Genomic DNA, 22,843 nt, shown 5'->3' with positions numbered 1-22,843 from the left:
GAGCTTCTTAAGAGAGTTGGGAGCTTCTTAAGAGAGTTGGGAGCTTCTTAAGAGAGTTGGGAGCTTCTTAAGAGAGTTGGGAGCAGCCGGCGGAAGGTTATCCCTTCCCGGCTGCTCCCAACTCAATTACTCATTAAAAAAATCCTCCCGGATGTGGAGGATTGCTTTTTCCCTATATGCAGTTTTCCTCTAACTTCGAAGCTTCTCCTGTACATCCCAATAGTCTTTCTTATATGAATCCGGCCATCATCATTTCCACTGTGAGGGATTGCGCCCTTAAGTATGAATCGCCTTCTTCTCTTTTTTTGTCCGAAGCTTTTTTTCTGGTGATCCCCCCAGGATGGAGGTACTGTGCTGCGGTTGAAGTCTGGCTTTTGGATCTATGTGCATTTTGGCATTGCTTACTGCGACTGGTGCCTCTCCGAAACCGGTGGTTATTAATTTTATTTTTCCTTCGTACGTACAGATATCGCCGACTGCATAGATGCCTTTAATATTTGTTTCCATTTTTGAATTGACTACGATTGAATTTTTTTCAATATCTAAACCCCAGTCCTTGATAGGGCCGAGAGAAGAAACAAAGCCGTAATTAACGATAACATCATCAACTTCGACTACCTCCTTACGGTCACTCCCTATTTCTTCTAGGACCACCTGCTCAACTCTACTCTCGCCGATTAGTTCCACCGGAACGTACGGCGTCCGAATTTCCACCTTTGAATTTCGGAGCTGCTCTACACTGTATTCGTGAGCCCGGAATTTTTCTCTCCTATGTACAATAGTTACACTGTCAGCAATAGGCTCAAGCATCAATGACCAATCAACCGCTGAGTCTCCTCCCCCAAACAAAATAACCCGCCGGCCGGCAAATTGGTTCATATCTTTTATAAAATAGTGAAGATTTTCCCCTTCATACTTTTCGGATTCTGCCAACTGCAGCTTCCTTGGCTTAAAGGCACCGTTTCCTGCTGTAATAATGATTGTTTTCGTATGATGGACCTCTTTGTTCGTACTGATTCTGAATGTTTCATCAGACAGTTTTTTGACCTGTTCGACTGACTGCCCCAAGCAAATAACAGGTTTAAATTGATACATTTGCTCGTACAGATTGTCAATCAGATCCTGCGCACTCACTTTTGGAAATCCCGCAATATCATATATATTTTTTTCAGGATAAAGAGCTGCCAACTGTCCACCCAACTGAGGCAAACTCTCAATGATTTTGACTGACATCTGTCTCATACCTGCGTAAAAAGCTGTGAAAAGCCCCGCCGGCCCTCCACCGATAATAGTCAGATCAAATACTTCTTCATCGTGGATCATTCATTTCACTCCTTTAGAAAGGTTAAGCCTTCAATTCAGCAATCATCTCGATTTCAACCGGTGCCCCGCCTGGCAAAGAAGCCAGTCCGATTGCCACCCGGGCATGCTTCTTTCCCTCTCTAAAAATATCATTCAACAACACCGAAGCGGCATTGATCACTTTCGAATGCTCTGTAAAGTCATTGGTTGAAGCTACATAGCCGTTGATCTTTACAATTCTCTCGACTTGATCAAGGTCTCCAACCAGTTCTTTTAGTGCTCCCAGTAGATTGATGACACAAATCCTGGCTGCATCCTGCGCTTCCTCAACATTGATCGAAGGTGTACCCAAAGTTCCGGTATACTTTTGTTCACCGTTAACCCGTGGGGTCTGTCCTGATAATATGACATTTCGTCCCGATACAACACCCAATGCATAAGGCATGGCATTATCGTGTAGTTCGGGCAATGTGATATTCAACTCTTGTAATCTTCCATTAATCACGATTTCAATATCCCCCGTTTTTAGAGAGTAATTCTTCTTTCTCGTTTTCTTCGTCCAATTCGGTTTCTTTAATAACAAAGCAGTTTTTTTCACTTCGCTTATTCCGTTACGTTGCATGACGGTCGATGACTTATTCGCCCATGAAACTTCTCCTTATTTTTCAAGAAAAGCTCTTCCTAACCGTAAAATTGTCTCTCCTCCGCGCGGCTTTGCTTCCTTGCCACTAAATACCCGCTAAATATAATCCCCATAAATACTGTCCAAAAAATGGCCGTCCATGCGAATGATTCCGGGAAATGGGCATCCAACATAGCGACACGGGGATGTGCGAGTGTAAGTACCGCCAGCTTAACACCGACCCAGCCGACCAACAAAAATGCTGCTGATTCAAGAACCGGAAACCTTTGAAGCAAACGGACAAATGTGACTGCAGCAAACCGCATCATGATCATTCCGATGACGCCACCTACAAATACGACAATGAATTGCCCTCCGTCCATTCCGGCTACTGTAAATTTTCCAAGCGGTGTCAATGTCACTGCCAAAGCAACCGCAGCCAGCATGGAGTCCAACGCAAACGCAATATCGGCCAGCTCCACTTTTAAAACAGTTATCCAAAATGAAGAGCTTTTTCTCTCCCCGGTCCGATCGTCCTTTTCTTTCGTTCTGCCTATGAAATGGTTGATACAGAGGTACATTAGATAGGCTGCACCAATCGCCTGCACCTGCCAAATGTTGACCAATGCCACGATAATAAAGAGGGCGGCAAATCGAAATATGAATGCACCCAGCAATCCGTAAAATAGTGCCTTTTTCTGTTTTTCCCTTGGCAGGTGCCTCACCATTACGGCGATCACAACTGCGTTATCCGCTGCTAATATTCCTTCCAATCCTATCAAAATCAATAAGATCCATCCGTATTCCAAGAGAAGGGTAATGTCCAAGCAAACAGCCCCCTATGATGTAACCTTTTCAAATTTGTCCGGATCACCCTCAAAGGATTCCTCAGCGATACGGATGGAGCCGGATGGACATTCCTCAAATGCGTCTTGAACATCTTCCACGAATTCTTCCTTTACCTGCATGCACCCCTGATTATCGTCCGCCATCACAAAGGCAAGTCCATCTTCATCATAGTCATAAACGTCCGGTGCCAAATCACCGCATGAACCGCAGCTAATGCAAGTTTCCCTATTGACGATCGTATATAAAGGCATAATGTGTCTCCTCTCATATAAATGATTTTCCTGCTACGAAATGAGGTGTCATTTTGCTCCTCAATGACACCTGCAAACCCCGCATATTATTTAACCCCGGCCTTTTCCTTTTCTTCATAATGTAAGATTCTGCGTTCAAAATGCAGTTTAACGATTGCATCCCTTTCACAAAGGGAACATTTCATACGGCATCGCGGCTTGCTGACATGAGGGGCTTTGGCAAACTCAACTGCTTCTTTTAAATGATCGATACAGACCCACATTGCGCTCCCTCCACATTCTTTTTGATCTCAGCAGATTACTTTACTGTAGAAGGTTTCCTTTCCAGCTTATCCGGCTTCCTTTTCTTCACCTGTTTCGTGATTTCCATATCCCAGGCAACGGCTACATCCTGATCTTTTATAAACGTCTGGCATCCGAGGCGATATCCCTTTTCAAGCCATTCTTCCCCCAGTTTCCTTTGCTCCTGCCTGGTAATCTTGTCTAAATGATCTGCTCCCTCCACCGGCTTAAAGACGCACGTTCCGCAAATTCCTCCGCCGCAAAGATTAGGTAGTTCACCATCATACCGAAGGGACATTCTGAGAATATTGGAGTTTTCCGGGACATCGAATGTTTTGTCGCTGTTGACGAAATGAATTTTAGGCATAATCTTGTTCCTCCTTCAAACTTGGTATACGGTATACCAAATAATTGTCATTCATGGGCCCAATTGACATTGAGCCCTCTTTGCAATCTATTTTTTCAAGTTTTTCCTGTGAAAAATTTCTTCCCGTACACTTATTTCTTGATATCTGCCTGTGTTTCCACTGTCATGCCGTCTTTTTCCACACGGTTTTTCAATGCTTCCAATGCTGCCGTTCCAACAGCCGTATCCTGCTCGCCATTTCCTCCGCTGATTCCAATTCCTCCGACCACTTCACCGTCGACTACAATCGGGAAACCGCCGACGAAGATAGCAAACTTACCTGGAATCATGAGTTGAATTCCAAATGCTTCATTTCCCGGAAGCGCCGGTCCGTTCGGCTCCGTGTTGAACAAGTGGGTGGAACGCTTATGGCCTGCTGCCGTGTAAGCTTTGGCAATCGCAATTTCCGGCCCTGTGATGCGCGCCCCGTTCATTCTTTCAAGAGCGATCAAGTTCCCGCCGTCATCCACAATCGCAATGGTCTCCGCCACATTGATCTCATCTGATTTCTGTTTCGCCGCTTCAATCATCAGCTTCGCTGCTTCCAACTCAAGCTTAATGGCTGTTTTAAAAATTTTCTTCTCTGTAACCGGCATAGTCTGTCTCTCCTCCTTATTTAATAACCCACATAGACTGTTTTTACCTGCGTGAAGAATTCCAGTCCGACTCTTCCGGATTCGCGGAATGTTGCTGTACTGGAATTTTTGAACCCGCCAAACGGAGCATTCATCAGGTTTCCTGTTGTCGTCCTGTTCACTTTTACAGTACCCGCCTGAATATCCTTTGTGAAATCGTTTGCAACCTTGAGGTTGTTCGTCACAATTGAGGCGGACAGCCCATAGTCTACTCCGTTCGCAACTTTTATAGCTTCCTTATATGTAGACACTTCAATGACGGCGACGACCGGTCCGAAAATCTCTTCCTGTGCAATGCGCATATCTGGCTGTACATCTGTAAAAATAGTAGGCTCCACATAATAACCCTGAGCATACTTGCCATTAGTGATCTGATTGCCACCATACACGAGATTCGCGCCTTCCTTAACACCGATGTCAATATAGTTAAGAATGTTTTTCAACTGGCGATGATTGGCAACCGGCCCGATTTTGACTCCTTCTTCGAAGCCATTGCCAACTTTAAGATTCTTCGTTTTTTCAATCAATTTATTGATGTAAGCGTCTTTGACACTTTGAAGGACAATGACACGGCTTGTTCCGGTACATGCCTGCCCAGTCAGGGAGAAAGCTCCATTGACCGTCAGTGTTGCCGCCAAGTCGAGATCCGCGTCATCCATAATAATGATGGGATTTTTTCCACCGAGCTCCATTTGCGTCCTCGTGGTAAAGGAGGTTTTGCTATGAATAACCTCTCCCGCTGTTGTCGATCCGGTAAAAGTGATGGCCTTGATAGCTTCATGAGTCACTAACAGATCACCGATGTCGGATGATTTTCCGGTCACAAAGTTGATGACTCCTTTTGGTATCCCTGCATCCTGCAGCGCTTCAACCAGCCTGAAGGCAATGAGTGGGGTGTCTGATGAGGGCTTGAATACCACTGTGTTTCCAGTAACCAAAGCCGGTGCAATCTTTCTTGCTGGAATTGAAATTGGAAAATTCCAAGGTGTAATGACGGCAATCACTCCGAGTGGTTCACGCTCAGTCGATACCTTCATGTTCGAATCGTCATGCGGAAATGTTTCCCCGGTAAAACTCTGTCCTTCTACTGCATAGAAACGAAGAGTTTGAGCAGATCTTAGCACTTCATTTCTAGCGTCATTCACATGCTTTCCTTCTTCCCTTGTCAATTCTTCAGCCAATGTATCAACACTCTGCTCCAAAATGTCTGCCGCTTTATTTAAGATGGCGGCCCGCTTAGATGGAGCCGTAGCAGCCCATTGCGGAAAAGCTCTGGAAGCAGCTTCGATTGCTTGGCGGACATCTTCTTCATTGGAGGCCTGGAAAGCTCCTACAATTTCTTCCTTATTTGCCGGATTGATACTTGAGAATGTCTGGCCGCTTTGTGACTCACTCCAATTGCCATCTATCAGATTTTTAAACGTTTCGACCTTCGTTTTAGTCAGCAATATTCATCACCTTTTCCTATATTTTTCCCCATGAAACGGACCGCCATCATTTCATAGATTTGTATGTAACAGCGGTCCGTCTGACAGGATTTTCAAATAGGAGTTCCGCCGTTAATGATTCAGGTCCCCGCGATGGAACTCGCCTGGGCTTGACCTAAACAAACTTGGCAATTTACAAGATTATTTAAGACTTAATCAGTTCTCCAAGATCCTGTTCGATATATTCTCTCCATAAGCCATCCATATACATGCGGCGCATTTTCGCACCTGTTCGTACAATCTCCAGGCAGCGCTGCTGTAATTCAGGAGTATCTGCATGTTCCAACACAATTTTGTATCCGCGCTCACCATGGATTTCGTCAGATACAATGTGCAAGTCGAAAAATTCGATCTCTTCATCTGTGAAGCCGTATTTTTCCCTTAATGCAGGTGTCTGTTTCCTATAGATATCAGGCACTTGGGATTCAAGACCGACAACAAGTGCAGCTGTTGCCACTACGAAGTTTTCCCGTGCCGCTACAGCATAGCACCAGCTTTGAAGGCCAAGTGTAGTAATAGCCATATTGTTTGGATCCATCACTCTTTCTGCGGATGAGCCGCAAGCTTCGGCAAAGCGGATCAACAAGTCAGTATGGCGGTCACCTGCAATTTCTTCTTCGTACATGTTTTGCAATGTGAAATCCTTCGCACTTACGAATTTTTCATCCATTGGAGTGTTGTGATAGATGTACGCGAGGTAGTCCGCAAATGGTCCAACATAGTGGTAATGGTTTTCCGCCCATCTTGCAAAGTGTTTTCTTTCAAGCTTTCCTTCTGCCCAAGCTACTGTAAATGGAGCCTTCTGGCTGTGATTTCCTGCGATTGCAATCTCCAATTCTTTACGAAAGGCCTCTTTTGATAATAGTTCTGTCATTTTAAAATTCCTCCTTAAATTTGGTATTTGATATTTTGTATACCATTTAAGTTAAAAAATAAAGTGGATTTTTATCCATATTTAACTAAATGGGAATTCACAGATTAACAACTTCTAATCTAAGCTTTTAAAGGTGTATAGGTACTGAGTTTAGCGTATTATGGAATCTTCTTCGATTTTTAAAACTTTCATCAGTTCACTTGAAAGGTTATCAAGTGCTTCCTCGACTATCTGTCTGCCGATTTCGAAATCCGCCTGCGAAGCATCTCCGATACAGCCATTTTCGGTCATTTCTTCGTAGTGGTAAAATCCTTGCAGCGCGCATCCCGGCCTTAGATGTTTCCACCTTCCCGACTCTTGTATAGTGCCTTTTTGAAGTTTTTCTATGCGAATCAGTTCGGGTGCCAGGTAGAATGCCTCGGATACTTCCCTTTCGCAACTGTGGCCGAATAAGGTTGACTTTACATTTTCGCCTATCGCCTTTTTCGCTGAAGCGGTCGTTTTTGCATAAAATACTTCGACACCTATTTTCTCGGTTATCAAGTTGACGGCTACATCCAATGTGGATTGATTGCCACCATGTGAATTGAGAAATAAAAACTTCTGGATGCCGTGATGTTTCAGTGATGAGACCATATCCTTAAGCAAAGCGATCAACGTGGTGGGCTTGAGGGAAATCGTTCCCGGAAAATGCATATGGTGTGATGAAACGCCCATATTGACCGTCGGTGTGATCAGCGCATATGGAAATAATCGTTCCCCGAGTTTGACGGCCATCTTTTCCGCCAAAACCGCATCGCAGCTCTCCACCATATGAGGGCCATGCTGTTCATGCGCCCCGACAGGGATGATCGCGAGTCTTACTTTTTGCAGGGAGGCTTCGACTTCTTCCCATGTCATCTTTGCCAGTTCATAACAATTCATCTGTTTCACCTTCTGTGCCTTGTCACCGCTTTCAAATTTACCTGGCTATTGTAGTTTTGCGTTTCTTAGGAGGCTTGATCTTGATATTCTCCTGTGAAATTTCTATATCCTGCTGGATGTATAGCTGACAGGTCAGCCGATAGCCCTCCTGGAGCTTATCCCCCAGCATATTCTGTTCTTTCCAATTTGGCGGGTCAAGCCCTTCGGCTCCATTGATCACGCGGCATGTACACCTTGTACACTTCCCCATTCCACAGCCGAATTTTAATTTCGGAAATTCCTTAATACCGGCCAACACTACTAAATTAGCATTTTCTTTCACTTCCTGCTCAACAATTGTCCCATCCACATGAAGTGTCACCTTTGGCATCTGAAGCATCCCCCCTTATTAAATTTTTAACTTGGGTATATTGTATACCAAGAAATTTCAGAAGGCAAGTGATTTTTTAAAAAAATCAAATACTTAGGAATTGTCAATGCAGGAAACTTATTGACTACTATACTACTTACCATTTATAGCTGTGTCAAGCGTTATCCATGAAAATTTTTATTTAAATGAAATATTCTAAATATAGAGTTGAATTTTTCTAGGTCTTGTTATAAACTAATAATCACATAATTGGTATACAATATTCCAAAATGGAGGTGTCCCCGTATTTTAATTGCCATTGTAGTTTTTTAGTAAGCGATTACAATAATTAAAGGAGTGGTTAACAGATGGCTAAGTACATTTTACTAACGAACAAGGAGACTTTTCAGACGGATCTTACTAATGAGGGTTTGGAGATTGTAGAAACATACAACTTCTATTTTTTTGATCAGCTGCGGGCAAAGTATACAATCGCTAAAGTATTGGATGAAAAAGCAAAAATAAAAATGTCTGAGGAATATCAAGGAAAGGAATATGTGAACTACATCAGAGTCAAGTTTTTCGAACACTTCGAAACAATCGAAGAGGTCCGGGAAGAGTTATACGAAATCGTTGACCAAGACGAGTCGGACGAATCTGCTGATTCAAAACTTGTTAAGCTGGAAAATGTATCAGCTTAATACCAAAAAACGATTCCCTCCTAATTTTTGAGGGAATCGCTTTTTTATTTGGTTCTTAAAACTTGATCATTTTTCTCAACCGTGCCAGCTTTTTGTCTGCCTTCTCCTGCACTTTTCCGGAGCCAAACAAAAATTTCATCATAGGCCAGCTCTCCTTCGTTTTAATATTACCGTTATTATATCAGATTTTACCTCCACTTGGTATACCAAATACCAAATTTAATGTATAATATATGTAATTGACTTATTTAGTTTTCACAAGTTCGTCAAAACGGTATACCAAAAGAGGCTGCAAATCATATTCTATTTAGTAAGGAGGCTGCATAATGCTAAATTTTGTATTTCTGGTAGTTTTGATTTTATACTTTCTTTCCATCCTCGTCCCGTGGTCAGGGCTCTCCATAATGATATCAGTCCTGTGCATGATCATTGTCCTTTGGACATTTTTTAAAGTGTCAAGGTTCGTGCAAATTTTGGGAAGTGTTTTTTTAACGGCTGGGGTATTTCTCCTATTAAACAGCGGAGTGCACTGGCCGCGGTATATTTTATCCTTCGGCCCAATGCTGGACCTGCTGATGATGTTCTCTTTGGTTCCGATATTGGGAATCCCAATCACTCTTGGAAGATACAGCTTTGATATCCAGGCGATTCTACATAATAAGGTGAAAACGAACAGACATTTATACATGCTGACTTCAGGAATCTCCTACTTTTTCAGTATCTTCATGAATCTTGCCACTTTGCCGATGACATACTATTCCATTAAGCCGGCTTTGGAAGGGTTTCCAGTCCAGCATTCCGAACGTTTTATGAGCCGGGCGATTACAAGAGGGTTCGCCATGCCGCTTGTTTGGGCCCCAGTCACACCCATAGTTGGAATTGTCATCGGGGTTACCGGGGTAAGCTGGGTATCAATTTTACCCTACGTTATCCCGCTCAGCATATTTGGATTACTACTGGACTGGTATTTGGGATCACGGACTTCAAAGAAGCGTCTGCAAAATCCTCTTGCGGCGGATGAAATGGCTGCCACAACGACTAAAAAAGAACCGAGCAATCCCAGAAGAATTTTTCAAATATTGCTGGCCATTATCATTTTTATAGTGATCGTATCCATTGCTGAATCTTTGCTCTCTTATTCGTTTTTAACACTTGTTTCATTATTGGTCATTCCATTCTCATTTGCATGGGCTCTTTTTTTAAAAAAGGGCCGGGAATTCGGGGAAGCGTTCCAAAAGCATTTCCAATCCTTTTCAAGTAAGATGAAAGATCAATTTTTCTTATTTTTATCGGCGGGATTTTTTATCTCCACAATAAAAACATCTAATAGCAACGAAGTCGTAAATGTATGGATCGTCGATTTAATCAGTGCTATAGGAGCAAATTTCTTTTTAATGATACTGCCACTCATTCCACTAGCCTTTGCATTCTTAGGATTTCATCCTGCTGTAACGCTGGCGTTGATGGCCGAAACGTTGAACCCGGACATCACGCACATATCTGCCCATACATTAACAGTCGCCATGCTTTCGGGGGCAGCTGCGGCATTTTTAATCGGGCCTTATAACGCGACCATCGGCCTGATGTCCAACATCGTTAAGCAAAGCTCCTATAAAGTGTCCAACTGGAACATGCCATTCACTTTATTGTATGTTGGCTGCACAATCATCTATTTGCTATCGCTGCAATGGTTAACTTAAGAAAGGGGGCCTATCCCCCCAGTGCGTTATCCGTTAACGTACTGGGGGACAGGCCCCTTATCTATTTACCATAATAAAATAGCAACGGTTGTAGCAATCAGCAAGCTGACCATGACGGGTATGAAGTTTCTGCGCGCCAATTCGATCGGCGATATTTTTAAGAATCCAGCGACAGCCACCAATGATGACCAGGCTATGATTGTTCCGCCTCCTGTCCAAATGGCTCCCATCTGGCCGATGGCCGCCATGGTGGATGCATCGATGCTAGCACCAGAAGCCAAAGCTCCTGACAAAGCTCCTGTTAATGGAAGTCCCGAAAAGCCTGATCCGTCCAAACCTGTGATAATCCCGATCAACAGAATCCCGTACCCTGCAAAGAGTGAGTTTTGAGGTATGTAGACTTGTCCAGCCTGGATGGCATCAAACAAAAATGCTGGTGTTGCGGCATCTTCCCCCAATGATAGGATGGCAGGCGTGAAGTCACTGCTCCCCATAAAGAAGAATCCAGCTATCGGAATGACGGGGGCCATTGCCTTAAAAGCAAAGACAAAGCCATCGGTTAAATGTTCACTTATTTGATCAAGGGCATGGATACGGTTCAGTGCGATGGTTGCCAGCACCAGAAGGATTGTTGCTACTCCACCGACAAAGGCAGCGCCATCTGTACCCTCAAAACCGGAGCCTCCGGTTATTTTGAATTGGAACATGTAGATCATGACCGCAAGCATGGATAAAGGAACGATTACTGCAAATATTTTTCCCCACTTTTCTTTCCTTTGCACAATTTCTGCATCCTCTTCCACTGTAGCAGCCAACTCCCCCGCCTCTTCAAAAAGACTTTCCTGCATTTTGATATCTTCTTCAGATTGGGCAGTTTCCTGTGACATCACTTTTCTTACAGAAAAGTAAACGATAGAAAGTGCACTGAATCCTGTTATGAGGGAAAGAACCATTAGTTTATCGGTAATCAATGCTTTGTTTATTCCTGCTGCTGTTGCACTGATGACGGGAGCCACTTGTATAATGTAATCCGAAGACAATGCCATACCCTGGCCTGATATGACAACAACCATGGCCGCTGCCATGACTGGAACACCCGCACGTACTGCTGCCGGCACTAACAAAGCGCAAATGAGCGGGACTGCAGGAGTCGGCCAGAAAAATAGGGAAATGATGTAGGTCGTTGCAAACAGTATGATAAAAGATACATGCCCGTTAACCATTATTTTTTGGATCGGCAAAATCAGCCTTTGATCTGCCCCCAGCCCTTTCAACGCATTCAGCAAAGCGATCATAAGAGATATGATGAGAAAAATGCTGAAAAGTTCCTTTGCTGCAACAAGATTTGCATTAAACACGGCTTGGAATCCACTGACGACATTACCCTTATATACCGCAGCCACAAGAAAAGTTCCGATTATGATCGGCAATACAATACCGCGCCGGAAAAGCATGGTCCCGATTACAATGACTGTTACAAGCAAATAGAGCCAATGGGCTAATGTCATTTCCATTAATTTTACCCCTCCAAGTTTGTTTTGAATTTGGATTTCTCTCTAAGGCTGTCGTTAACTATTCTTGGATTACACGATCCCTCCCTCTGAAAGCGCTTTAACTAAGTGGTAAAAATAAACCGCCGTGCGACGGTATTTAAAATATAATATTTTGTATACCACTTTAAAGTGTTTAAAATATTCGTTATAATGGTTAATAATATAACACCCTATTTTCACTAAGTCAAATGATTTTGAAAATTCTTCTACAACAGCTATTGAAAAGGTGGGTTTAATGATGTTGAATGCAGGAATGATCGGTTACGGAACGATCGGTAAGGAAATCGCCTCTCTAATTTCAGAAGGTAAAGCAGGTAATGTTAGTTTACGGGCAGTTCTTACAAGAAACGAATATTATGTAAGTTCGCCCGATTGTTTGATGACGACCAATCCCGAAGCTTTTTTTAATAAGAAGCTTGATATTATCATCGAAGCTGCTGGTCATGATGCGTTACATACATATGGAGCAAAGGTGTTATCCTCAGGAGCCGACCTCCTTATCCTCTCAACTGGAGCCTTGGCGGATAACAAACTCTATGAAAGTCTGCATCAAATGGCCAAAACGAACGCTTGTAAAATTTACATTCCATCCGGAGCCATTGCCGGATTGGACAGGATTGCAACTGGCTCTTTAGGACAAATTGACGAAGTCAAGCTAATCACTAGCAAGCCGACGAAAAGCTGGTATGGTACGATTGCTGAGGAGCAAGTTGATCTGGAGGCTATCAACGAACCGCATTGCCTTTTTGAAGGAAGTGCCAGAGAAGCTGCGAAACTGTTCCCCGAAAGTGTGAATGCGGCGGCCACCTTGAGTTTTGCCGGCATCGGCTTTGAAAATACCAAGGTGCAAGTTTACATAGACCCGACCATCCAGCAGAATGTACACAAAATTGTGTCGGCAGGAGAATTCGGCAAGGTAGAGCTATCCGTTCAAAATAACCCGTCAAAAACCAACCCTAAATCAAGCCCGGTCGTTGCAATGAGCGTTGCCAAAGTTCTCGGGAATTTGACGAAAGAAATCGTGGTCGGGGTTTGACGGTTGGAAGTAATTCCACATCATTTTCCGATTACCCGAAAAAATAAAGGAATCAGGCTCCCTTAGATGGGTCTGATCCCTTATTTCCTACATGCTTGTTGAGATTTCCTTTTTACCAGTGCTAGCTTCGATATACGCATTTTTGGAGTTTTCAATGTGGATTTTCGTTAAATACTCCGCCATTTCCACTTCTCGGTTACAGATTGCCCTCATGATGGCCAAATGCTCTTCCATCGATTGTTTTGGCCACCCTTCCTTCTTAAAGCCCGTCTTTGCAAAGGCGCGGATGTAGTCCGTGAGTCCCCCCAAGATTTCATATAGCTTGGAATTTTTCGCAGCACTGTAGAGGAGATAATTCAATTCGCTATGCAGTTCAGCGTAGTCGACATCCGGACTTTTCAGCTGTTCTTCCACTCTTTCGATACAATCCGTAAATTTTTTTTCCATCTCTTCATCCAGCTTTTGAGCCGCAAGTTTGGCCGCCAAGGATTCCAAAGAGGACAGGATTGTGAACGTTTCTAATATTTCTTTTTGAGATATATCTGCAACCATGACCCCTTTTCTGGGGATGGTTTTTACAAATCCTTGGGATTCCAATCGAAACAGCGCTTCACGGATAGGCGTCCGACTTATTTTCAATTTATCTGCAAGCTCACGTTCAATCAGGCGGTCCCCTGTTTTCAATTCTCCTTCTAAAATCAGGTTTTTAAGATGCCTGTACGCTCTCTCGCGAATGGAGAGCAAATTTTCTTCTGTCCAGTTCGTCAAGATGTATCCTCCCTTCTTTGCCCAGTTCATTGTTCCTGATCGGTATACTAAATACAAATTATACTTGATTTTTCTGTAAATATCAAATAGTGGGTGTTTTTTACTTTACTTTTACTCGGCTGAGGACCTCGGTGATTACCTTTGCAAGCCGTTCAACACCCTCTGCTTTCGTTTCATTCAAAGCTTTTACCGGGAGCAATGGATCCAGTTCATTGACTACAGCTCTTAAATGGTAATCACCAATTGGCTGGAGAGATTTATTGGCGGCTCTTCCAGGGATAAGCGGCCCTTTTATTAAGTGAATGTTGCCCACCTGAGAAGCATCTCCCAGGCTCGCATCAATCGGGAAAATTAGTGGGGAAGCAAATTCGTTTTGTATTTTATTGAGGGTATCACTTAAATTCAAAGCATGGACAGGTTCATCCAATGTGCCAAATATATGAAACGGCGTGCCTTGTTCTTTAAGCAAGGTTCCTACAATGGGTCCCAAAGAGTCTCCTGTTGAACGGCGGGAACCGATGCAAAGGAAGATGATGTCCTTATGGGTGGAGGTACTGAGAATGTCACTGATCATATCAGCCATAGTGTCTATTCCGTTCCCTTTGACGGATATGGAGAACAGCCTGTTTGAGGCCTTCTTTTTTCTTTGTCCAAACAAAACACGCATCGATTCCCCTCCTCTAAAAGTATTATACCCAAGAACCATAGCAGTTCTCACCTTTAGAGATTGCCGGGTTTGGAAAAACAACCGGATTTTCCTTTTAATAAATCAAGACCGGCTCCCCGGCCGGTCTTCTTTTTTCCTATTTTTCATATAGTTGATTAAGGAGGTCTCATCCTTATGCAAATTGGAGTTGAGTTGATGACGCAAAGAGCGTGGACCATTTTACCCGGCGCTTCTTTTACCATCACCATTTTATGGGACCAAGTAAAAATGCCTTCCTCCATCGGTAAAGATATCTTTTATGAGGCAGGCATGATTCTCCCGGATAAAATTCTGACAGGGACCGGAAGAATCCATCATATTTCAGAGGTTACAATAAATCGCTTTGAACCTCTGCAATCCAAACATTGCCGCCTCGTTTCCTGTCCAAAAGATTCCCCGTCCACACTCCATTTGGACATTACAGTTCCAAAATCTGGTATGGTGGATACAATATACCAAACAACTTTTATAAAAATGTGGAAAAGAAAAGATAGCGCGACTCAGAACACTGTTCTTTACTTTGATCCACAATCTGTTCAACATATTAGAAACAACCAATTTCAGATTGATTTATCCCACTGGCTGAAACAAGGTAGTATATCAGACTAATATGGGTGTTAAAAAGTATACAACCAGAAATGCTGTGATCAGACGCATAACGATTCCTATGACTGCTGCCGTCATGGCCTCTTTTTCATTCAAATCGGAGTTTGCCGCCCAAATAACAGGGATTTGACCCAAGATAGTTGACAGCGGCAAACCAGAAGAAGCCAGTACAAAGGAGCCTATGACCAGACGCGGATCCATTGTTGCAGCAGTCTCCGACAATTGAGCCATTGCCAGCGTCGGTGTTGCCAGTATGGACAGGATCCCGGTTTCCGGATCAATATTCAGCGCCAGCAAACCTGCTGATAACGAAGATTCAATCGGCTTCCATACACCAATGTATTCCAGTATACCAATCACTGCGAACACTGCAGCCACCGCAGGGATAATCAAAAGAAATACCAATTCCGCTCCTTCACGGGCGGCATTGAACAGAGTGGGCAAAGGTCCTGTTGTTGGTGTGAACTTCGGGAGGTTTTCAATATCGACCGCTTTCGTATCACGATAAATCGTCTTTGACAAAATGAATGGTGCGACAACGACAGGCAGAAATACAGCCACGATGACAACCACAAATGCATTGACACCGACAGCGGTCAAGGCAAGCATCCCCAGCATGAAAGTGGAGAAGGACTGCTGCGACTGCACCATTGTAGCTACTGCGATTTTCTGCTCCGCTTTTGTGGCTCCTGAACGGACAAGTATTGGGCCTGAGATTTTTCCAGCTGCATTAATGTCCCCAAGGATATTATAAATGCTCGGAATCAGGACAGCCGAATTGATTTTCAGGAGCTTGGTGACCGGCAGAAATACGCGGATCAGGGCATCAGTAAATCCGAGCCTTTCCAGCGTTCTGCCAATTACAACACTAACGATGATGGTAACACCGACTGTTCCGGTTAAAAAGACTTCGACGACAACCGGAAAAACTTTATCCACCATCGCCGAAAACAAACCTGCCAATGTACCAGGGGAGATCATCATGACTGACAATGAGGCAATAATTAAAGCAAGGCCCACCAGTTCAATTTTTTCCCATTTCTTCTTTCGGGGAACCGGTTGGCTGACAGCTTCCTCCAAAGAAATTTCTTCTTTCGCAAGAGGCTTAATTTCACCCATTTTCATTCACTCCTTCATTATGATAACTCAGCAAGTTTCTTCTTTACCAAATACTTTGCCGCCATCTTCTCCGCATATTCCATCATCTGCGGTGTTCCAACTGCTCGTGCGGGCAGACTCGTTACCCGTTCTCTGAAAACGACCACCTCAACACCGGGAAGGAGCATGTCCAAGGCATAGGCGAGCGGTAGTCCATTTTCAAGAATTTCCAGCACGTGACAGTTTCCAACGAGAAAATTTAAGTTCAATTCTTCTGCTGTCCTGATCAGTTCATGCCCGTCGTAAACACGGCTGATTGAAGCAAGGACGGTATCGGCTTCCGGGTGCTCCTTCGCTGCCTGCCTCAGGTGATCAGGCGTAAATCCGGTATGAGGGAAAATATGAATGATATTGTTCACTGGATTTTCCCCCTCCCCCCGGAGAATTCTTCCACGAGTAACCACACTTGTTTCCGTCATGGCTGAACTTTTTCGAATTTCTTTTTCCAAGAAAAGCAGATTATTCTCCTCTTCCAAACCCATAAAGGAATGCAGGCGGTTCAAAATATCTTCAAGCGTATTTACACTAGGCAAGGCCTTTCCGACAAACAGGATGTTTCCTTCAAGTCCCCCGTATGAAATGTCGGTACGGTACACTTCATGTCCATGTAAGAAGGGGATACCGGGATGAAGCCCGTGAAATGCTTCGTGAAGTTCAAAAGCTGAAATGTTATAAAGGTCGAGATAATTTTTCAAAGTAACTCCACCGGAATTTGCCGCTTCAGCAATCGGATGGTGGGCTACAATGGCATCCACCCCGGTTGCACCGGCGAGTTCAATTGATCCCTCTGTCATTGTCATGGTTACAGCAATCTTTTTAACCTCCCTATTCCGGTCTCCATAAACCAAGCCTGGCGTTTCAATGATTTCTTTTCCCGGTAGGTTTGATGATTTCTTTATGACAAATGGGTGTTCCTGCTTGTACACTTCATTGAGTGATTGAATCACCCTTCCTCCTGTAATTTCATCCAATGCCTTTAAAACATCCTCGATAGTATGCATAAATTTTCCTCCCTTTGGTTTTTTAATATAAAAAAACGCCAGTACAAATCAGACAGATGTAAATCTGCAGATTAGCACTGACGGTTTTTATGCGCTCAAATGAGTTCATTTGACCAGTCAATCAGATTTTATTTGAAATATATTGGCAAACATCCTGATCAAGTACGATGATGGTTGCGGCAAGTTCCAAAAATGGATCATAGTCTTTTAAAATGGAAATGACCTTCATCCCGTACTTACTCTCTACCAATTCTTTAAAGTGCTCCTTATGGCTGTCAATAATGGCGACATCTGTCATGCGGGTAATTAAGCGATTAAATTCGTCCAAATGTTTAAGAGAAGGAATTCTTTTATGATTGGCGAAGATTAATATCTTATCCCCTACGATTTCAACTTTTTGACTTTTGACGCCAATATCGAACATGCGCAAATTGAGCTCATTGTAATCCTTTATCAGCTCCTGTTTAAAACGGCCCACAGCCAGTTTCATTCAGCTATCACCTTCTTCTGAATAAGAAGATTCCAAATACTTAAACAGTAATCTACCATACTATTTTTCTATTGTAAACCCTTACATCACGATTTTTTTAAAATTTGTATTTTATATACCATTTTCCATCAAAAAAAGATGCCTATAACCAAGCATCTCCTAAAATTACCGCTCTAAAAATTTTCCAATCGGCTCAACCTCGATGCCTGCCTTTTTCAAAGCTTCGGGAATGGACCTGGCGAATTCGAGAGCACTCCCCCCATCCCCATGAATGCAGACGGTTTCTGCCTGGATGGGAATGTCCCTTCCTTGAACGGTCTTCACTTTATTTTCTTTGATCATTCTGATCACCTGGCCTGTTGCCGTTTCGTGGTCGTTGATCAGAGCGTTCTTTTCGCTTCTGGCGGTGAGTGTGCCGTCATGCTGGTAGGTCCGGTCGGAAAAAACTTCGTTTGCTGTCCGGAGCCCGATTCTTTTTCCGGCTTTGACGAGTTCCGCTCCCGCCAATCCGAAAAGGATCAATTCCGGCTCGACTTTGTATACCGCTTCAGCGATGGCTTCCGCGAGTTTTGCATCTTTGGCGGCCATGTTGAAAAGGGCGCCATGGGGTTTGACGTGTTGCAGGGCTCCGCCTTCAGATTTGACGAACGCCTGCAAAGCTCCGATTTGGTAGACTACGAGATCATAGGCTTCTTCCGGAGAAATATTGATTTCCCTGCGCCCAAATCCTTGAAGATCCGGCAATCCGGGATGGGCTCCGACCGCCACATTTTTTTCCAATGCTTTTCTTACGGTTTTTTTCATTGTTGAAGGGTCTCCCGCGTGGGACCCGCAGGCGATGTTTGCAGATGTAATATAGTCCAGAAGCACTTCATCGTTTCCCACGATGAAGTTCCCAAAGCTTTCGCCCATGTCACAGTTGAGGTCCACCTTGTACATTCATTTGTCCTCCTGCTTCATTTTTAAAAGTATTCCTTGCTTCACTTGCTCTATGAGCTTTTCCCTTTCAATATATAAAACTTGCGCTTCTTCAGAAGTGATTTCAGTAAAAGAGATTCGCTCACCAGGCTTTGCCTGTGCCACAACCGGCAGATCGACCGACGCGATTTGCCCGATTTTCGGGTATCCTCCCACAGATTGGCGGTCCGCCATCAGAATGATCGGCTTTCCATCAGGCGGAACCTGGATGGTTCCGAAGTTGATGGCATCGGAAATCATGTCCCGCTGCTGTTTGAGATTCAAAGGCCGTCCCTCCAACCGATATCCCATTCTGTCAGATTGTGCAGTCACTTCGTATTCTTTTTGATAGAAGTCGATCTGGCTTTTTTCGTCAAACCAATCAAATTGCGGTCCCTTGATTGTCCGGATTGCCATAGGCTCCTCCATGGCTGGATAAACGTCATCAGCGACGCTCCAGCTGCTTGGGGTAAAATATCTGCTGCCAGCTAAACCTGTGTTTATTTTTTCCGAGACTTCTGAAGGAAGACCGAATGGGACCCTGTCTCCGGCCTTCAAAGCCCGGCCGTGATAACCGCCGAGCCTGGCCCTTAAATAGGTGGACTTGCTTCCCATCACTGTCGGAATGTCAAATCCGCCGGCTGCCGCCAAATAAGCCCGACAGCCTTTTTTCGCATATCTGAAGTCCAATTTTGCCCCTTTTTTTACAAAAACAGGCCGCCACATGGGTACTGGATTTCCGCTAATGGAAGGCTGCAAATCACCTCCGCAGATGGAGATCAGGGCGTCCGTCTCAAACTGGATTTTTGGCCCCATCAACGTCATTTCCAGCGCAGCTTCATTTTCCGGGTTGCCAACAAGCAGATTTGCCAGGCGGTGGGCCAGCTTATCCATGGCCCCGCTTACAATAATGCCATATTTTTGATATCCCGTTCTTCCCAAATCCTGTATCGTATCAAGCAGGCCTGACTTCAATATTTGAATCATGGCTGAGAATTCCTCCAATAATGGTACTCCTCCGTACTGATCGGTTTGAACTTGATTTTATCCCCTGCCCGCAGCAATGAGGGCTCTTCTTTTTCAGGCTGAAAAAGATTGAGCGGCGTTCTGCCGATCAATTGCCATCCTCCAGGTGTCTCGATCGAATAAATTCCGGTTTGGGTGCCGGCTATTCCCAACGACCTGGATGGGATTTTTTGTCTCGGCGTGGCCCGTCTTGGTGCGGCAATTTCCTCCGGCATTCCTCCCAGATAAGGAAAGCCCGGCGCAAAACCGAGCATGTAGACGAGATATTCCCCGCTGGAATGGATGTGAATGACTTCGTCGGGCATCAATCCGTTATGCTCTGCGACAAACGCCAAATCCGGACCGAACTCCCCGCCGTAACAGATCGGAAGCTCTACGATTCTCTGATTTATTTCGGAATCGATTGAACAGGCTGATAAAAGTTTTTGTATTTTATTGGAGATTGTTTCATACGGAAGCTCGTTTCCTTTTGCCAATTTGGCGGCTTGATATGGGTCATAATACAGCGTGACTGTTGTAAAAGTCGGTACATATTCAATCAGCCATTCTTGATTGTTTTCTTCCAAAACGCGGCTTACCATTTGAACTTTTTTCTGTGTCTCCGAATTAATTTCCGTGCCCAATTCGATGATGATCGCGTTGTCTCCGAGCATTCGCAGCTTGTAGTCCATGTCTTCACCCGCCTATTCATTTGGTACCATCTCTTTTTTGATCTGTGCTCCTATGAAAGCCTGTGTCTCGGATTTTGCAGAGATTTGCGGTACTTACTTATTAGAATTGAGAAATACTATTAACCTTGAGGCAAATATTAGCAACTTTTAATAAATACTCACGACTTCAAGGAAAATACTAACAACTTTTGAAAAATACTCTCAACTTCAAGGAAATACTATCGACTTTTGAAAGATACTATCAATTTTTCGGTTTTCGGTAAATGCTACTAACTTTAAAAATCTTGGCCAATTTTTCCGGCCCGAAGGCTTCGAAAAAATCGGATTCATGCCTTTATTTTATCATCAGCTGTTATTTCTTTGAACCTCCAACGACTAAGTCGAAGGATTCGCTAAGCAGTGCCTTACACTCTCTCCAACAATGTTTCCATTGCCCGGCTTTTCATACCGGCAAGCGTGACACGGTTTTTTTATAGATTGATACAGACATATTCCGGGTAAAGCAAAGGTAACTATGTCTTAATGAAAAATTCGATGCCATTTTCAGTCACTTTTTTATCGGACCATGGGTATGCCAGTTTATGACAGGGTATGCTAATTTATGACAAATTTTAAAAACTTCGTATCAAATGTTTGAATCGGACAGCTAACATTGTTATGGTTAGGCATGTTGAAAAAACGCATATATTGTTCTCCATTTCAGGAAGGGGAGAGTTCGTTTTGTGGAGTAAAGTCTCAAGTGTTTTTTGGGTATCGACTGCTATCTTAATGGTTGCTGTCGTTTTCGGTGTTGCCGCGCCTGACCAATTTGAGGCGGCTACATCCAATATAGAATCGGTGATCACCTCAGGTTTCGGTTGGTATTATTTAATTTTGGTTACGGTCATTGTCGTTTTCTGCCTTTTTCTTATATTCAATCCAGTGGGATCGATCAAGCTGGGAAAGCAGGATGATAAACCCGAATATTCCAAACCGACATGGTTCGCCATGCTGTTTTCCGCGGGCATGGGAATCGGTCTTGTCTTCTGGGGAGCGGCCGAACCGATTTCCCATTATGCGATCAATCCTCCCACTGCCGATCCCGGTACGGATGCCGCAATCAAAGAATCCATGCGTTTCACATTCTTTCATTGGGGGATTCATGCCTGGTCCGTCTATGCTTTGGTCGGCCTGTGCCTCGCCTATTTCAATTTCCGTAAAGACCGGCCCGGTCTGATCAGTGCAACACTAAGTCCCTTGCTGGGAAAATATGCGAACAGCAGGCTTGCGATGCTCGTTGACATCATCGCTGTTGCTGCGACCGTTGTCGGCGTGGCGACAACCCTGGGTTTTGGAGCAGTACAAATTAACGGAGGGCTTGCCTATCTATTCGGAATCCCAAACAATTTCGCTGTCCAATTGATCATTATTGTGATCGTGACAGCTTTATTTGTCATGTCGGCCTGGTCTGGCCTCAGTAAAGGGATCAAATATTTAAGCAATACGAATATGATACTGGCGGTTGTATTAACTGCGCTTGTTTTCATACTGGGCCCAAGCTTGCTCATCCTGAATCTGTTTACGGACACGATCGGAACTTACGTGCAAAATATTATTGCAATGAGTTTCAGAATTGCGCCGCTTGATCCAGGTCACCGGGAATGGATCAATAGTTGGACGATCTTTTATTGGGCCTGGTGGATTTCGTGGTCGCCGTTCGTCGGCATCTTTATTGCCCGCGTTTCCAAAGGAAGAACAATACGTGAATTCATGATCGGCGTCTTGCTCCTCCCAGTCATCGTCAGCTTTATTTGGTTTGCCGTCTTTGGAACAACGGCTATTGACGTTCAGATGTCCGGTGCTGCCGATCTGACAAAATACGCAACGGAGGAAGTGCTTTTTGCCGTCTTTAATGAAATGCCGTTTTCGACGGTTCTTTCAGTGATTGCCGTCATCTTGATCGGAATATTTTTTATCACCTCTGCAGATTCAGCCACATTTGTGCTCGGAATGCAGACGTCATACGGCTCCTTGACGCCGCCTAACAGTATAAAAGTGGTGTGGGGCTTCTTCCTTGCGGCGATGGCTTCCATTCTTCTATTCAGCGGCGGTCTGCAGGCATTACAGAACGCGCTGATCATTGCGGCATTCCCCTTTTCAATCATCATGATATTAATGATGATTTCCATCTATAAGATGTTTCGCCAAGAACGAAGAGAATTGGGGCTTCACAGGAAAAGAAGGGCTTGATGCGAAGCCCGGATTTTTCTTTTAATTGTGAGTTGCAGGAGCCTGCTGCCAGACAGCAAGCTCCTGCAACTCTTTTTTTCGGTTGTAAAATGATGCGACGCGACGGACTGGGAAGGTTCTGGTGCAGGACGCCAATCCTGAGCCTGCCGACGTCCGACGACGCCACAGGACGTTGCGGCCTGAGGCGGCCAGGCACCATCGAAAGGTCGGAATGTGGCAGCCGGCTTTTTTGAAATGGAGTGCTTATAAGAGAGTTGGAG

General features: G+C 44.2%; 25 protein-coding genes. 5 read left to right on the top strand and 20 right to left on the bottom strand.

Annotation, left to right across the window (positions count from 1 at the left end; genetic code table 11):
- Window positions 1-276: 276 nt before the first annotated feature.
- The 11 genes from FS666_RS03700 to FS666_RS03655 all read right to left on the bottom strand — a co-directional run bounded on the left by FS666_RS03700 (window position 277) and on the right by FS666_RS03655 (window position 8,002).
- The gene (locus FS666_RS03700; protein ID WP_018709094.1) at window positions 277-1,323 is read right to left on the bottom strand and encodes an NAD(P)/FAD-dependent oxidoreductase; all 1,047 of its coding nucleotides are present in this window, start codon (window positions 1,321-1,323) and stop codon (window positions 277-279) included.
- A gap of 22 nt (window positions 1,324-1,345) precedes the next feature.
- Window positions 1,346-1,900, bottom strand: a complete 555-nt coding sequence (locus FS666_RS03695) for a RidA family protein (protein WP_244943837.1) — start codon at window positions 1,898-1,900, stop codon at window positions 1,346-1,348.
- A gap of 83 nt (window positions 1,901-1,983) precedes the next feature.
- Window positions 1,984-2,751, bottom strand: coding sequence for a TerC family protein (locus tag FS666_RS03690; protein ID WP_144460652.1), 768 nt, complete (start codon window positions 2,749-2,751; stop codon window positions 1,984-1,986).
- Between the two features lie 12 nt (window positions 2,752-2,763).
- On the bottom strand, window positions 2,764-3,024 hold the full coding sequence (locus FS666_RS03685; RefSeq protein ID WP_144460651.1) for a ferredoxin: 261 nt from the start codon (window positions 3,022-3,024) through the stop codon (window positions 2,764-2,766).
- Between the two features lie 86 nt (window positions 3,025-3,110).
- A complete protein-coding gene (locus FS666_RS19670) occupies window positions 3,111-3,287 on the bottom strand; it encodes a hypothetical protein (protein WP_186306485.1) in 177 nt (58 codons plus the stop codon).
- A gap of 35 nt (window positions 3,288-3,322) precedes the next feature.
- Window positions 3,323-3,673 (bottom strand): 2Fe-2S iron-sulfur cluster-binding protein, encoded by a 351-nt coding sequence (locus FS666_RS03680; RefSeq protein WP_144460650.1) that lies wholly within the window; start codon window positions 3,671-3,673, stop codon window positions 3,323-3,325.
- Between the two features lie 131 nt (window positions 3,674-3,804).
- The gene (locus FS666_RS03675; RefSeq protein ID WP_144460649.1) at window positions 3,805-4,308 is read right to left on the bottom strand and encodes a GlcG/HbpS family heme-binding protein; all 504 of its coding nucleotides are present in this window, start codon (window positions 4,306-4,308) and stop codon (window positions 3,805-3,807) included.
- Window positions 4,309-4,328: 20 nt separating this feature from the next.
- Entirely contained in the window at window positions 4,329-5,795 is a 1,467-nt protein-coding gene (locus FS666_RS03670; protein ID WP_018709087.1) for an aldehyde dehydrogenase family protein, read from the bottom strand.
- A 184-nt stretch (window positions 5,796-5,979) separates the two neighbouring features.
- Window positions 5,980-6,708: an iron-containing redox enzyme family protein gene (locus tag FS666_RS03665; RefSeq protein WP_018709086.1), complete on the bottom strand. Its 729-nt coding sequence runs from the start codon at window positions 6,706-6,708 to the stop codon at window positions 5,980-5,982.
- Between the two features lie 150 nt (window positions 6,709-6,858).
- A complete protein-coding gene (locus FS666_RS03660) occupies window positions 6,859-7,632 on the bottom strand; it encodes a creatininase family protein (RefSeq protein ID WP_144460648.1) in 774 nt (257 codons plus the stop codon).
- Window positions 7,633-7,669: 37 nt separating this feature from the next.
- On the bottom strand, window positions 7,670-8,002 hold the full coding sequence (locus FS666_RS03655; RefSeq protein WP_144460647.1) for a 2Fe-2S iron-sulfur cluster-binding protein: 333 nt from the start codon (window positions 8,000-8,002) through the stop codon (window positions 7,670-7,672).
- 347 nt (window positions 8,003-8,349) lie between these two features.
- On the opposite strand from FS666_RS03655, the gene FS666_RS03650 reads away from it, so the two are divergent.
- Window positions 8,350-8,682, top strand: a complete 333-nt coding sequence (locus FS666_RS03650; RefSeq protein WP_144460646.1) for a hypothetical protein — start codon at window positions 8,350-8,352, stop codon at window positions 8,680-8,682.
- Between the two features lie 326 nt (window positions 8,683-9,008).
- A complete protein-coding gene (locus FS666_RS03645) occupies window positions 9,009-10,382 on the top strand; it encodes a hypothetical protein (RefSeq protein ID WP_144460645.1) in 1,374 nt (457 codons plus the stop codon).
- 65 nt (window positions 10,383-10,447) lie between these two features.
- On the opposite strand, the gene FS666_RS03640 is transcribed toward FS666_RS03645, so the two are convergent.
- Complete coding sequence (locus FS666_RS03640; protein ID WP_144460644.1) at window positions 10,448-11,896, bottom strand: hypothetical protein; 1,449 nt, start codon at window positions 11,894-11,896, stop codon at window positions 10,448-10,450.
- Between the two features lie 277 nt (window positions 11,897-12,173).
- Between FS666_RS03640 and nadX the strand changes: the two genes are divergently transcribed.
- A complete protein-coding gene (gene nadX / locus FS666_RS03635) occupies window positions 12,174-12,971 on the top strand; it encodes an aspartate dehydrogenase (RefSeq protein WP_144460677.1) in 798 nt (265 codons plus the stop codon).
- 87 nt (window positions 12,972-13,058) lie between these two features.
- Here the strand turns inward: nadX and FS666_RS03630 are convergent, their stop codons facing one another.
- The gene (locus tag FS666_RS03630) at window positions 13,059-13,739 is read right to left on the bottom strand and encodes a GntR family transcriptional regulator (RefSeq protein ID WP_244943836.1); all 681 of its coding nucleotides are present in this window, start codon (window positions 13,737-13,739) and stop codon (window positions 13,059-13,061) included.
- 100 nt (window positions 13,740-13,839) lie between these two features.
- Window positions 13,840-14,406 carry a spore protease YyaC gene (gene yyaC, locus FS666_RS03625; protein ID WP_186306486.1) on the bottom strand — a complete coding sequence of 189 codons (567 nt, stop codon included), beginning with the start codon at window positions 14,404-14,406 and terminating at the stop codon, window positions 13,840-13,842.
- Between the two features lie 174 nt (window positions 14,407-14,580).
- On the opposite strand from yyaC, the gene FS666_RS03620 reads away from it, so the two are divergent.
- Window positions 14,581-15,054 (top strand): hypothetical protein, encoded by a 474-nt coding sequence (locus FS666_RS03620; protein WP_144460642.1) that lies wholly within the window; start codon window positions 14,581-14,583, stop codon window positions 15,052-15,054.
- On the opposite strand, the gene FS666_RS03615 is transcribed toward FS666_RS03620, so the two are convergent.
- The 6 genes from FS666_RS03615 to pxpB form a co-directional block, all read right to left on the bottom strand.
- Window positions 15,046-16,170, bottom strand: a complete 1,125-nt coding sequence (locus tag FS666_RS03615) for a hypothetical protein (protein WP_144460641.1) — start codon at window positions 16,168-16,170, stop codon at window positions 15,046-15,048. The two genes, FS666_RS03620 and FS666_RS03615, sit on opposite strands and share 9 nt — an antisense overlap.
- Before the next feature lie 17 nt (window positions 16,171-16,187).
- Window positions 16,188-17,210 carry a Nif3-like dinuclear metal center hexameric protein gene (locus FS666_RS03610; protein ID WP_144460640.1) on the bottom strand — a complete coding sequence of 341 codons (1,023 nt, stop codon included), beginning with the start codon at window positions 17,208-17,210 and terminating at the stop codon, window positions 16,188-16,190.
- 121 nt (window positions 17,211-17,331) lie between these two features.
- Entirely contained in the window at window positions 17,332-17,700 is a 369-nt protein-coding gene (locus FS666_RS03605) for a Na-translocating system protein MpsC family protein (RefSeq protein ID WP_144460639.1), read from the bottom strand.
- 165 nt (window positions 17,701-17,865) lie between these two features.
- The gene (locus tag FS666_RS03600) at window positions 17,866-18,639 is read right to left on the bottom strand and encodes a LamB/YcsF family protein (RefSeq protein WP_144460638.1); all 774 of its coding nucleotides are present in this window, start codon (window positions 18,637-18,639) and stop codon (window positions 17,866-17,868) included.
- Complete coding sequence (locus tag FS666_RS03595) at window positions 18,640-19,644, bottom strand: 5-oxoprolinase subunit C family protein (RefSeq protein WP_144460637.1); 1,005 nt, start codon at window positions 19,642-19,644, stop codon at window positions 18,640-18,642.
- A complete protein-coding gene (gene pxpB / locus FS666_RS03590) occupies window positions 19,641-20,354 on the bottom strand; it encodes a 5-oxoprolinase subunit PxpB (RefSeq protein ID WP_144460636.1) in 714 nt (237 codons plus the stop codon). Before pxpB ends, FS666_RS03595 begins: the two co-directional genes overlap by 4 nt.
- 720 nt (window positions 20,355-21,074) lie before the next feature.
- Here pxpB and FS666_RS03585 point away from each other — a divergent pair.
- Window positions 21,075-22,583 (top strand): glycine betaine uptake BCCT transporter, encoded by a 1,509-nt coding sequence (locus FS666_RS03585; RefSeq protein ID WP_144460635.1) that lies wholly within the window; start codon window positions 21,075-21,077, stop codon window positions 22,581-22,583.
- The last annotated feature ends 260 nt before the right edge of the window (window positions 22,584-22,843 follow it).

This window comes from Siminovitchia fortis, from assembly GCF_007681465.1.
GTDB lineage: Bacteria > Bacillota > Bacilli > Bacillales > Bacillaceae_C > Siminovitchia > Siminovitchia fortis.
Note: the sequence above shows the minus strand (reverse complement) of the source record. Positions and strands in the feature narration are given on the sequence as shown.